Origin of the sequence: Agromyces protaetiae (genome assembly GCF_004135405.1) — a bacterium.
In the GTDB taxonomy this organism is placed as follows: domain Bacteria; phylum Actinomycetota; class Actinomycetes; order Actinomycetales; family Microbacteriaceae; genus Agromyces; species Agromyces protaetiae.
This window is the reverse complement of record NZ_CP035491.1, coordinates 1,117,531-1,129,870: the sequence shown is the minus strand read 5'-3', so window position 1 is coordinate 1,129,870 and position 12,340 is coordinate 1,117,531. Positions and strand designations below refer to the sequence as shown.

At 70.4% G+C, this 12,340-nt stretch carries 10 protein-coding genes and 1 pseudogene; 6 read left to right on the top strand and 5 right to left on the bottom strand.

The features are described 5' to 3' along the window. Window positions 1-25: 25 nt before the first annotated feature. Together ET445_RS05235 and ET445_RS05230 are read right to left on the bottom strand one after the other, a co-directional pair. Entirely contained in the window at window positions 26-1,639 is a 1,614-nt protein-coding gene (locus tag ET445_RS05235) for a solute symporter family protein (RefSeq protein WP_129189473.1), read from the bottom strand. After that, complete coding sequence (locus ET445_RS05230) at window positions 1,639-2,049, bottom strand: DUF485 domain-containing protein (protein WP_129189471.1); 411 nt, start codon at window positions 2,047-2,049, stop codon at window positions 1,639-1,641. Before ET445_RS05230 ends, ET445_RS05235 begins: the two co-directional genes overlap by 1 nt. Before the next feature lie 192 nt (window positions 2,050-2,241). Here ET445_RS05230 and ET445_RS05225 point away from each other — a divergent pair, with 192 nt between their 5' ends. The 4 genes from ET445_RS05225 to ET445_RS05210 are packed head-to-tail and all read left to right on the top strand — an operon-like array spanning window position 2,242 to window position 6,024. After that, window positions 2,242-3,441, top strand: coding sequence for a sensor histidine kinase (locus tag ET445_RS05225; protein ID WP_129189464.1), 1,200 nt, complete (start codon window positions 2,242-2,244; stop codon window positions 3,439-3,441). Beyond that, the gene (locus ET445_RS05220; RefSeq protein ID WP_129189462.1) at window positions 3,438-4,178 is read left to right on the top strand and encodes a LytR/AlgR family response regulator transcription factor; all 741 of its coding nucleotides are present in this window, start codon (window positions 3,438-3,440) and stop codon (window positions 4,176-4,178) included. Before ET445_RS05225 ends, ET445_RS05220 begins: the two co-directional genes overlap by 4 nt. Beyond that, window positions 4,175-4,561 carry a DUF485 domain-containing protein gene (locus ET445_RS05215; RefSeq protein ID WP_129189460.1) on the top strand — a complete coding sequence of 129 codons (387 nt, stop codon included), beginning with the start codon at window positions 4,175-4,177 and terminating at the stop codon, window positions 4,559-4,561. The genes ET445_RS05220 and ET445_RS05215 overlap by 4 nt, the downstream gene beginning before the upstream one ends. After that, window positions 4,558-6,024 carry a sodium/solute symporter gene (locus ET445_RS05210; RefSeq protein ID WP_129189458.1) on the top strand — a complete coding sequence of 489 codons (1,467 nt, stop codon included), beginning with the start codon at window positions 4,558-4,560 and terminating at the stop codon, window positions 6,022-6,024. The genes ET445_RS05215 and ET445_RS05210 overlap by 4 nt, the downstream gene beginning before the upstream one ends. A 25-nt stretch (window positions 6,025-6,049) precedes the next feature. Here ET445_RS05210 and ET445_RS05205 read toward each other — a convergent pair whose 3' ends face one another. Continuing rightward, window positions 6,050-6,700 carry a GNAT family N-acetyltransferase gene (locus ET445_RS05205; RefSeq protein WP_129189456.1) on the bottom strand — a complete coding sequence of 217 codons (651 nt, stop codon included), beginning with the start codon at window positions 6,698-6,700 and terminating at the stop codon, window positions 6,050-6,052. A 142-nt stretch (window positions 6,701-6,842) separates the two neighbouring features. Here ET445_RS05205 and ET445_RS05200 point away from each other — a divergent pair, with 142 nt between their 5' ends. Further along, entirely contained in the window at window positions 6,843-7,061 is a 219-nt protein-coding gene (locus tag ET445_RS05200; protein ID WP_129189454.1) for an antitoxin, read from the top strand. A 124-nt stretch (window positions 7,062-7,185) separates the two neighbouring features. On the opposite strand, the gene ET445_RS05195 is transcribed toward ET445_RS05200, so the two are convergent. Together ET445_RS05195 and ET445_RS05190 are read right to left on the bottom strand one after the other, a co-directional pair. Continuing rightward, window positions 7,186-8,472 (bottom strand): adenylosuccinate synthase, encoded by a 1,287-nt coding sequence (locus tag ET445_RS05195; protein ID WP_129189452.1) that lies wholly within the window; start codon window positions 8,470-8,472, stop codon window positions 7,186-7,188. 3 nt (window positions 8,473-8,475) lie between these two features. Next, entirely contained in the window at window positions 8,476-9,042 is a 567-nt protein-coding gene (locus ET445_RS05190) for a DUF3151 family protein (protein WP_165314299.1), read from the bottom strand. Between the two features lie 5 nt (window positions 9,043-9,047). On the opposite strand from ET445_RS05190, the pseudogene ET445_RS18425 reads away from it, so the two are divergent. Further along, window positions 9,048-12,281, top strand: a pseudogene (locus ET445_RS18425) (hypothetical protein); the annotation flags it as partial. Window positions 12,282-12,340 lie beyond the last annotated feature (59 nt).

The following is a 12,340-nucleotide window of genomic DNA, read 5'->3' as shown; positions in this document are numbered from 1 at the left end:
AAGACTCAGACGAGTGCGCGCACGCTCAGTGCTGCACCGCCTTCTCTGCGCCCACGCCGGTGAGCGACCGGACCTCCATCTCGGCTTCCTTGGCGGGGTCCTCCTTGCCCTTGTCGAGGACCGTGCCGAGCCAGCCGAGGAGGAACGCGAGCGGGATCGAGACGATGCCGGGGTTCGACAGCGGGAAGAACGCGAAGTCGATGTCTTCGGTCTTCAGCATCGAAGTGACCGAGCCCGACACGACCGGCGAGAAGACGATCAGGATGATCGCCGACGCGAGGCCGCCGTACATGCTCCAGAGCGCGCCCTTCGTCGTGAAGCGCTTCCAGAACAGCGAGTAGACGATCGTCGGCAGGTTGGCCGAGGCCGCGACGGCGAAGGCGAGGGCGACGAGGAAGGCCACGTTCTGGCCGTTCGCGCCGATGCCGCCGATGATCGCGACGATGCCGATGATGACGACCGTGCGACGGGCGACCTTGACCTCGGAGCCGGGCTCGGGCTTGCCCTTCTTCACGACCGACGCGTAGATGTCGTGCGCGAAGCTCGCGGCGGCCGTGATCGTGAGTCCGGCGACGACCGCGAGGATCGTCGCGAACGCGATCGCCGAGATGAGGCCGAGGAGCAGCGGTCCGCCGAGTTCGAACGCGAGCAGCGGGGCCGCCGAGTTCGGGCCGCCGGGGGCCGCGGCGATGACCGACGGGCCGACGAGTGCCGCCGCGCCGTAGCCGAGCACGAGCGTGAACACGTAGAAGATGCCGATGAGCCAGATCGCCCAGACGACCGACTTGCGGGCCTCCTTCGCGGTGGGCACCGTGTAGAAGCGCATGAGCACGTGGGGCAGGGCCGCGGTGCCGAGCACGAGCGCGAGGCCGAGCGAGACGAAGTCGATCTTCGAGACATCCGAGACGCCGTACTTGAGGCCCGGGTCGAGGATCGCGGGGTTCTCGGCCACCGCGACCGCCTTGTCGAGGAGCGCCGAGAAGTCGAACCCGTTGATCGCGAGCACCCAGACCGTCATGACGCCGGCGCCGACGATGAGCAGGATCGCCTTGATGATCTGCACCCAGGTCGTGCCCTTCATGCCGCCGATGAGCACGTAGAGGATCATGAGCGCGCCCACGACGGTGATGACGAGCGATTGCCCGAGGGTGTCGGTGATGCCGAGGAGCAGCGACACGAGGCCGCCCGCGCCGGCCATCTGCGCGAGCAGGTAGAAGAAGCACACGACGAGGGTCGTCGTCGCGGCCGCGATGCGGACGGGCTTCTGCTTGAGTCGGAACGACAGCACGTCGGCCATCGTGAAGCGTCCCGTGTTGCGGAGCAGCTCCGCGACGAGGAGCAGTGCGACGAGCCAGGCCACGAGGAAGCCGATCGAGTAGAGGAACCCGTCGTAGCCGGTCACGGCGATCGCCCCCACGATGCCGAGGAAGGATGCCGCCGACAGATAGTCGCCGGCGATCGCGGAACCGTTCTGTCCACCGGTGAACGAACGGCCGGCGGCGTAGTAGTCGGCGGCGGTCTTGTTGTTCCGGCTCGCACGGAACACGATGACCATCGTGATCGCGACGAACGCGGCGAAGATGGCGATGTTGAGCCAGGGCTCGCCGGGCGAAGTGGTCGCGGCTTCGAAGTGCAGCATCAGCGGGTGGCCCCTTCAGTAGCGGCGGATGTCGCGGCGGCGCCTTCACGGGCGCCGGCGACGAACTCGCCCGACTCGATCTCGTCCCGCAGGAGTTCGGCCTGCGGGTCGAGCTTGCGGTTCGCGAAGCTCACGTACCAGGTGGTGACCGCGAACGTCGTGACGACCTGGGCGAGGCCGAGGATCATCGCGAGGTTGACGCTGCCGAACACGCGCGTCGACATGAAGTCGTGCGCGTAGATCGCGAGCAGCACGTAGGCGAGATACCAGACGAGGCAGGCGGCGAGCACCGGGAACACGAAGCCCCGGTGGGTGCGCCGGAGCTTCTGGAACTCCGGCGACTGTTGGACCGCGCGGTAGTCGACGGCTTCGAGCGTCGACCGCTCCGCGTTCAGGGCATCGTTGCCCATGGCGTCTCCTTCGAGGGGGGTCTCGGCGGGGCGGCGGCCTCGCCGCTGCGCGCGCTTCCTTGCGTGCAGTGCACTCATCGTGGCGACGGCGGGGTCGGGCCGCGGGCGGGCGCCGCTCGTCGTCGCCGAACGGTGGGTTCCGTGCGACGAATGGCGAGCGGCGGGCGATGAACGACGGCTACCTTTGGGTGCATGCCCGAGTCGATGCTGCTCGCAGCCGCGGTCGGCGTGGTCGCGGGGGCGCTCGCGGTCGGCGTCGTCGTGCTGCTGCGCCGGCTCGTGCTCGCGAACCGCGACCTCGGCACCGACGAGGAGCGGGCGACGTATCGCACACTGCACCTCGCGTCGCGGGCCGCTGCGCACCTCCGCGGGGGGCTCGAGGAGCCCGAGGCGGCTCGTGCCGTCAAGCATCTGCGCGCGCTGCTCGGCGCGCGGAGCGTCGCACTCGTCGACCTGTCGGGCGGGGTCGCGGTCGACGGCGACGACTCGGTGCGATCGGCGGCCGCCGCGATCGCGGCCGAGGTCGCGCAGTCGGGTCGCCCGCAGGTCCGTCGCGGTCTCGCGACGGGAGACCACGAGACGGATGCCGCGGCCGCACCCGTGCTCGTCGGCAAGCGCCCGGTCGGCGCGGTCGTCGCCTTCGAGCCGACCGTGCGCGCGGGGCTCGTGCGGGCGACGGGCGAGGTCGCCGACTGGGTGGCCGCGCAGGTCGAGCTCGGGGAGCTCGACGCGAGTCGGGCGGCCCTCGCCGAGGCCGAGGTGCGCGCGCTGCGCGCGCAGATCAGCCCGCACTTCATCTACAACTCGCTCAACGCGATCGCGTCGTTCATCAACACCGACCCCGCGCAAGCGCGCGAGCTCGTGCTCGAGTTCGCCGACTTCACGCGGTACTCGTTCCGCCGCCACGGCGACTTCACGACGGTCGCCGAAGAGCTGCGGTCGATCGACAGCTACCTTCGGCTCGAGCGGGCGCGCTTCGGCGACCGGCTCAAGGTCACCCTGCAGATCGCGCCCGAGGTGCTCTCGACGGTCGTGCCGTTCCTGTCGATCCAACCGCTCGTCGAGAACGCCGTACGGCACGGGCTCGAGGGCAAAGAGGGCGGCGGGCGCATCACGATCACGGCGCAAGACCTCGGGGCGCTCGCCGAGCTGTCGGTGGAGGACGACGGCGTCGGCATCGACCCCGAGGTGCTCGGCCGGGTGCTCGCGGGCGGGAACCCCGGAGAGCACGTCGGCCTGCGGAACGTCGACGCGCGGCTCCGGCAGGTCTACGGGGACGAGTTCGGCCTCGTCGTCGAGACGAACGTCGGGGCGGGTACGCTCGTGCGGATGCGCGTGCCGAAGTCGCAGCCGGGCCGCGATCTCGGGCGAGAAGAAGGGAGAGACCGATGATCTCCGTGCTCATCGCCGACGACGAGCAGCCCGCGGTCGACGAACTCGCCTTCCTCCTCCGCCAAGACCCGCGCATCGGAGTCATCCATCTCGCGAACTCGGGGTCCGAGGCGATTCGCCTGCTGACCCGCGAGTCGGTCGACGCCGCCTTCCTCGACATCCACATGCCGGGCCTCAACGGCTTCGACCTCGCCCGTGCGCTGCAGCGGTTCGAGCGGAGCCCCGCGCTCGTGTTCGTGACCGCCGACGAGGAGGGCGCCCTCGAGGCGTTCGACCTCGCCGCCGTCGACTACCTCTTGAAACCCGTGCGCACCGAGCGCCTCCACCGCTCGGTCACGCGCATCGTCGAGGCGCTCAAGGTGCCGACGACGACCGCGCCGACGCCCACGATCCAGCCCGAGGTCATCGCGGTCACGCTCGGCGGGACGACGCGGATGATCCGCCGCGACGACGTGCGGTACGTGCAGGCGCAGGGCGACTACGCGCGCCTCCACACCGAAGAGGCGAGCTACCTCGTGCGCGTGCCGATGGCCGACCTCGAACGGCAGTGGGCCGATGCGGGGTTCGTGCGCATCCACCGGTCGTACCTCGTGGCGCTCGGGCACGTCTCGCGCGTGCGCCTCGGCGGCGACCACGCGAGCGTCTCGGTCGGCGGCGCCGAGCTGCCGGTCAGCCGACGGCTGCTGCCGGGGCTCCGCGAGCGGCTCGACTCGACGACGCTGCGGGCGCGGCCGTGAGCGACGAGGAGAAGCCGGCGGATGTCCCGCCCGCACGCGTGCGGGTGACGGCACCGCGCGCGGGCGCGGCATCCATCGCCTCCGAACCTGCGCCGACGACCGACCCGACCGACATCCACGCCGTCTACGTGCGCTCGCTCATCCGCTCGCAGTTGCGGCTCGCGCTCGCGTGCGCGCTCGCGTTCGTCGGCGCGACGGCCGTGTTCGTCGTCGCGATCGTCGCGACTCCGGCACTCGACGAGACGTTCCTCGCGGGCGTGCCGGTGTCGTGGCTCCTCCTGGGGGTCGGCGTCTACCCGCTCGCCCTCGCGGTCGCGTGGCTGTACGTGCGCGCGGCGACCCGGAACGAGTCGCGCTACCGGTCGCTCGCGGGGGACTCGTGAACGCCGCGATCGGGTATGCGGCGATCGCGGGCGTCGCCGTCGTGTCGGCGCTCATCGGCTTCTACGGACTCCGCGTCTCGCGCACGACGAGCGACTTCTACGTCGCGAGCCGCACGGTGAAGCCGTGGTGGAACGCGTCGGCGATCGGCGGCGAATACCTCTCGGCGGCGTCGTTCCTCGGCGTCGCCGGGCTCATCCTGCTCACGGGGTCGGGTGGCCTGTGGTTCCCGATCGGGTACACGGCGGGCTACCTCATGCTCCTGCTCTTCGTCGCAGCGCCGCTTCGCCGCTCGGGCGCCTACACGATCCCCGACTTCACCGAGGCGAGGCTCGACTCGCGCGGAGCGCGGCGCGTCACGAGCGTCCTCGTCATCGTCGTCGGCTGGTTCTACATCGTGCCGCAGTTGCAGGGCGCGGCCCTCACGGTGCGGATCACGACGGGCCTGCCCGCGTGGGCCGGGTCGGTCGCGGTCGCCATCATCGTCGCCGCCGTCGTCGCGGCGGGCGGCATGCGGTCGATCACGTTCGTGCAGGCGTTCCAGTTCTGGCTCAAGCTCACGGCGCTCGCAGTGCCCGTCGTCGCGCTGCTCATCATCGTGGGCGACGGGTCGCCGACGCCCGCGCTGACCCCCGCCGAGGCGTTCCCCGCCGAGGCCGGCCCCGCGTCGCTCGACGTCTACCGCACGGTCTCGCTCATGGTCGCGCTGCTCCTCGGCACGCTCGGGCTCCCGCACGTGCTCGTGCGGTTCTACACGAATCCGGATGGCCCGGCCGCGCGCCGCACGACCCTCATCGTGCTCGGGCTGCTCACCGTCTTCTACCTGTTCCCGACGGCGTTCGGGTTCCTCGGCCGCGCGTTCGCGCCCGACCTCGCCTCGGCGGGCGAGGCCGATGCGCTCATCATCGTGCTCCCCGACCGGCTCGTGCCGGGCCTGCCGGGGCAGTTGCTCAGCGCGCTCGTCATCGCGGGCGCGTTCGCGGCGTTCCTCTCGACGTCGTCGGGGCTCGTCGTCTCGCTCGCGGGCGTCATCAGCCAAGACCTCCTCGGCGGAAGCGTGCGCGGCTTCCGCATCGCCGCCGTGCTCTCGACCCTCGTGCCGCTCGCCGTCGCGCTTGGCACCTCGTCATCGGGGCTCGCGGGCAGCGTCGGACTCGTCTTCGCGTTCACCGCGTCGACCCTCTGCCCCGTGCTCCTGCTCGGCATCTGGTGGCGCGGGCTCACCGCGCGCGGCGCGATCTCGGGCATGCTCACGGGGGCGGTGCTTTCGGGGAGCGCCATCCTCATCGGGCCGCTGCTCGAGACATCCGCCCCCGCCATCGCAGCCGTGCTGCTGCAGCCCGCGCTCTGGACCGTGCCCATCGCGTTCGCCGTGACCGTCATCGGATCGCGGCTCGACCGCTCCCGCGCTCCGCGCACGGCCGACGCGTTCCTCGCGAAGCTGCACGAGCCCGAGGGGCGGTAGCGGGTCTCGATACGCTCCTTCGTCGCTACTCGACCGACGGGGCGCCGAGCACGACCGCGCGATCGTCCCACGCGGCGAGCCGCGCTTCGAGGCCCGCCCGCACGCCGGGCCACTCCTCGACGAGGATCGAATACACCGCCGTATCGCGCCAGCTGAGGTCGGCCCGGCGACGGTGGTGGCGGAGCACGCCCTCGAACGTCGCACCGAGCTTCTCGATCGCCGCGCGCGAGCGCGCGTTCTGCGAGTCGGCCTGCAGCTTCACGCGGCTGAAGCCGTGGCTGAACGCGAGGTCGAGCAGCAGCAGCTTCGCCTCGGGGTTCACCGCGGTGGCCCACACGCGCGGGTCGTACGCCGTCCACCCGATGTGGGCGCCCTCGTTCGCGAGGTCGAGATCGCCGAGGGTCGTCGTGCCGACGACCGTGCCGGCGTCGGGTCCGCTCGCGAGCCGAATCGTCCACGGCAGTGCGCGCGGCCCGGGTACGAACTGCGACGCCGCGAACGCCTCGAACACCGCGAGGTCGCGCGGAAGCCCTGCCGGCCCGCCGCCGAATCCCGATGCGAACACGTCGGGGTGGGCGATCGCGGCGTACAGCTCAGGCGAATCGGCGGGGTCGAGCGGGCTCAGACGGACGTGTCGGCCGACGAGTTCGTCGGCTGCGGGGCGGGTCGCTGGCATCGTCCAAGTCTTCCACGCCGTCATGTGCGGCCACGGTACGTCAAGGCTCTTCCCCCGGCCCTCTCACCGCCATACGATGACGTGGGCGGAACAGCCGCCAAGGACGGCGGAACAGACGCCGAAGAACGAAAGGCGGGGGCTTATGGCTGGTCTCGACGACATCACCAAGAAGGCTCAGGACTTCATCGAAGAGAACAAGGACAAGGTCGAAGAAGTTCTCAAGAGCGAACAGGCCGAGGACATCAGCGACAAGATCATCGGCAGCGTCGCCGACGCCGCGAACAAGGTCACGGGCGGCAAGTTCGCCGACCAGATCGACGACGTCCGCGAGAACATCGACAAGTCGATCGGCACCGAGTAATCGCACTCGCCGATCCGGTCAAGGCGCCCGCCCGCTCACGATGAGCGCGGCGGGCGCTTCCGTCTTCGGAAGGCGGCATCCATGGCTCGAGACCGGCGGATGCCTCGCCCGCACGCCGACCGGATCAGTCGACGAGGTCGTGCAGTTGCACGATCGCGTCGCGGCCGGCGCCGACGCCGATCGCCGAGATGCGCGAGCCGCTCATCGCCTCGAGCTCGCGCACGTACGCCTGCGCGTTCGCGGGAAGGTCTTCGAACTCGCGCGCGGCCGTGATGTCTTCGGTCCAGCCGGGGAACTCCTCGTAGATCGGCTTCGCGTGGTGGAAGTCCGTCTGCGAGACCGGGAGCTCGTCGAAGCGCTGCCCGTCGACGTCGTAGGCGACCGCGACGGGGATGCGCTCGATGCCCGTCAGCACGTCGAGCTTGGTGAGCACGAAGTCGGTGACGCCGTTGATGCGCGACGCGTAGCGCGCGATCGGCGCGTCGTACCAGCCCGTGCGGCGCTTGCGCCCGGTGGTCGTGCCGAACTCGTGGCCCTGCTCGGTCAGGAAGTCGCCCCACTCGTCGAACAGCTCGGTCGGGAACGGGCCCGCCCCGACGCGCGTCGTGTACGCCTTCACGACCGCGATGACCCGGTCGATCTGGTTCGGTGCGATGCCCGAGCCCGTGACGGCGCCGCCGCTCGTCGCGTTCGACGAGGTCACGAACGGGTAGGTGCCGTGGTCGACGTCGAGCATCGTGGCCTGGCCGCCCTCGAAGAGCACGGTCTCGCCGCGGCCGAGCGCCTGGTGCAACAACAGCGCCGTATCGGTCACCATCGGGCGCAGCCGGTCGACGTAGGCGAGCAGCTCGTCGACGATCTCGTCGACGCCGATCGCGCGACGGTTGTAGACCTTCACGAGCAGGTGGTTCTTCTGGTCGAGGGCGCCCTCGACCTTCTGCCGGAGGATGTTCTCGTCGAAGAGGTCTTGCATGCGGATGCCGACGCGGTTGATCTTGTCGGCGTAGGTCGGGCCGATGCCGCGCCCCGTCGTGCCGATCTGGCGCTTGCCGAGGAAGCGCTCGGTGACCTTGTCGAGCGTGCGGTGGTACTGCGTGATGACGTGGGCGTTCGCCGAGATGCGCAGGCGCGAGACATCCACGCCGCGGCTCGACAGCGCCTCGAGCTCTTCGAAGAGCACCTCGATGTCGACGACGACGCCGTTCGCGATGACGGGCGTGACGCCCGGCGTCAGGATGCCCGACGGCAGGAGGTGCAGCGCGTACTTCTCGTCGCCGACGACGACGGTGTGGCCGGCGTTGTTGCCGCCGTTGAACTTCACGACGTAGTCGAGACGCGGACCGAGCAGGTCGGTCGCCTTGCCCTTTCCTTCGTCTCCCCACTGAGCTCCGACAAGTACGATCGCGGGCATTGGTCAGTCGTCTCCGTTCGAGGCGGCCGCGTCGGGGGCGGCGATCGGGTCGCCGACGGATGCCTCGGTCGAGGCGGATGCCTCGGAGGAGACGTACGTCGGCTCGAACGCGTCGCTCGGCGACACGATCGTGATGAGCTGGGTCGGCGTGAACTCGCTCGCGATGCGGGCGGGAGCCTCGGGGTCGGCGGCGGCGAGCTCGTCGGCGACGGTCGTCGCGCGGTCGTCGAGGCCGAGGGCGACGGCGGCGCGCCGCTGGGCGTCGAGTGCGCGCAGGTAGGCGCGGTTGGGCTCGTCGGCCCAGGGCACGGATGATCCGGGCTCCCACCCGCGCGCGGCGAGTTGCTCGCGAGCGAGATCCGCGGCGACGGTCGCGTACGCGAACGCGTCGAGGGCGCGGCCCTCGGAATCGGCGTGGTCGGCCAATTCGGCCCATGCGAGCGGCGAACCGGGATGCGCCCCCACGACGCGTGCGACGGCGTCGCGTGCGCTCGCGTCGAGGGCCTCGCGCACATCGGGTTCGGCGGGAAGGCCGACCTCGTTCTGTGCTGGTGTTCCGTCTGGAGTCACACTCGATGGTATCAATCGGGGTCGCGGGGGCCAGAAGCGGATACGACGCCCCGCCTCGTCCGCTCGCGCGTGTACCCGCTCGGGGCCGAAAGCGGCGGCCCCTTCCGCAATCGCGCCTCATGCGCGATCATGCAGGAAGGGCCGTGCGCGTCCCGGGGAGGATCGCGCTCGCTCTCGGGGGCCGCAAGGGGGATTGCGTTTTGACCGTTCAACGCACGCATCGAGCACACCGCATCCGTTTCGTCGCCTGGGCCGTCGTGGCGGCCCTCCTCGGCACCGTCGCGGTGTCGATGCCGCTCTCACCGCAGCCGTCGGCCGAGGCCGCCGTGCCGACGCCCACGGGCAACAACGCCGTGATCTCGGTGAAGGTCGGCGGAGACCGGATCCTCGTCGCACAGGTCGAGGGGCTCGAGGGAGTGCAGCTCGGCCTGTACGCGACCGCGACCGCGACCGACCCGGTCGACCCCGACTGGGGCGTCTGCGAATCGGACGCCGACGGGGACTGCAACTTCCTCGTGCCCGACACGCAACGGAACACGAGCGGCACGCAGTGCGTCGGCGCCAATTGCGACCGCCGCTTCTGGGTGAAGCAGATCAGCGCCCCCGCCGGATGGACGATGAACACGGCCCTGCGCACCGGCGACAACGCCGGCGCGGCCTCGACGTCGACGCCCTACCGATTCCAGACGGGCACCCAGCTCCGGGCGGGCAGCACCTACCGCTCGAACATCAACTTCATGCTCGACACGGGCGGCAACAACGACATCGCGTCGGGCGGCGTCTGGCAGAACTCGCGCGTCAACCCGCCCCTCCCCGATCGATGCGGTCTCAACATCGCGCTCATCCTCGACCTCTCGCTCTCGATCGGCACGGGCGCGAACCTCACGGCGCTGAAGAACGCCGCCAACACGTTCGCCGACGCGCTCACCGGCACCCCGAGCCGCATGGCGCTCTTCTCGTTCAGCAACGTGTCGCCGTCGCGCAACACGCAGCCGAACAACCCCGACCTGCTGGCCGTGTCGACGACGGCCGGAGCTGCGGCCTTCAAGGCCCAGTACGCGGGCTGGACGACGACGGGCGCCACGAACTGGGACCAGGGAATGCTCGCCGCCGCACTGTCGGGCAGCCTCCCGAACGGCACGAACCATTACGACGCGGCGATCGTCCTCACCGACGGCAACCCGACCGCGTACGGCAGCCTCGTCGCTCCCAGCCCGTCGAACCCGAACGGCACGGGCGAGGGCGCGCAGACCTACAACCGCCTGCGCGAGATCGAGAACGGCATCTTCTCGGCCAACGCCATCAAAGCCAACGAGACGCGTGTGCTCGCCGTCGGCGTCGGCAGCGGCTCGGCCGGCGCGATCACGGCGCTCAATCTGCAGGCGATCTCGGGCCCCGAGAAGTTCGACCCGGCGCTCGAGAACGTCCAGACGGCCGACTACTTCCAGCTCAGCGACTACTCCGTCGCCGGGCAAGCCTTGCGCGATCTCGTGTTCGCCGCCTGCACGCCCTCGCTCTCGGTCGTCAAGCAGATCGTCCCATCGACCACGACCGGGGAAGACATCACGGGTGCGACGAACGCGGGCGCCGGGTGGACGTTCACGGGCTCCACGGCACCGGGGATCTCGGGCTTCGAGAACCCGCTCACGACGACCGACGACGGAACCGGCGCCGTGAACTTCCCGCTCGAGTTCGACCCGGCGGTGGTCAACGCGGACGTCAACATCGAAGAGACCCAGCAGACCGGGTTCGAACTCGTCACCCAAGGGGGCTCCAACGCCGTCTGCACCGAGAAGTCGCAAGAGTTCCCCGACGGCAGAACCATCCCCGTCACGAACACGACCGGCCCGAACGGGCCGGGGTTCACGTTCAACATGCAGCCCGAGACATCCGTCAGTTGCGTCGTCTACAACCGGGCACCCGACCCCATCGCGGACCTGACCGTCTTCAAGAGCTGGGTGATCAACGGCGAGGAGATCGCCCAGGGGTCGCAGCCCACCGAGATCGGCGCCGTGCTCGTCGCGCTCGACCCGGGCGCGACGGCCGTGCGGAACATCGGCTGGGGCGTGACCCAGACCGGGTACGAGGCCGGCGACAGCGTCGCGCTCGCCGAAGGCGTGTTCTTCGGAGGCGACCTCTGCGTGCTCGACAGCTCCGTCGTGACCGAGGTCAACGGGGAGCCGCCCGCGGTGACCGAGTTCGCGAGCGTGCCGAACGCGATTCCGACGCCCGCCCAGACGGACTACGACGTCACCCTCGTCGCCGGCCGGAACACGGTCTCCGTCGTCAACACCGTGACGTGTCAGAGCGAGCTCATCCTCCTGAAGGAGGTGCAGGGCGGCGACGCCGACCCGAACCTCTGGAACCTCGACGCGATCGAACCGACCGGCGCGCTGCCCGGCCCGAGCGGACTGAGCGGTGCCCGGGCGTTCGTCACGCCGGGCGCGACCTATCAGCTCGCCGAGACGCCCCTCGACCCCGCCGGCGAAGCATCCCTCTACGTGCAGATCGACCGACGCACCCCGCCGTTCCAGGCCAACCCGCTGTCGACCGGCTCGATGTTCTGCGCCCTCGTCGACGCCGACCTCGAACCGATCTCGACGACCGTCGACGGCCTCAACGGCGGCGCGACCGTTCCGATCGGCCAGCGGATGGCGTGCACGGCGATCAACCAGACGGCGACGATGATGCTCCGCAAGGTCGTCGTCAACGACATCGGCGGGACGGGCGTCCCGCCTGACTGGAACCTCGTCGCGACCCCCGTCGGGCCGCTCCCCCTGCCGCCCGGCGTCGGCCCCATCAGCGTGCCGGGCAGCGACGCCGAACTCGGGACGTCGTTCAACGTGCGCCCGGGGATCCAGTACGAGATCACCGAGTCGGTCCCGCCGGAGTCACCGCCCGGCTACATCATGTCCAGCCTCGTGTGCGAGATCCTTCCTCCGCCGATGGGGACGCCGAGGACGATCGAGACCTTGAACCCCCTCGACGCCGACCTCTGCACGTTCACGAACACCTTCGCAGGCAGCACCCTCACCCTCGAGAAGGAGGTCGTCAACGACCACGGCGGCACGGCCGAGCCGACCGACTGGACCCTCACCGCGACGGGCACGCTCCGCACCCTCTCGGGAGTGATGGGAGACCCGGCGATCACGAACGCCGACGTCGACCCGGGCGTGTACACGCTCTCCGAGTCGGGCACCCCGGAGGGGTATGAAGAGGGCACGTGGTCGTGCGACGGCGGCACGCTCGAGGGCGCGACGCTCACGATCGGCGTCGGCGAGGCGGTCACGTGCGTGAT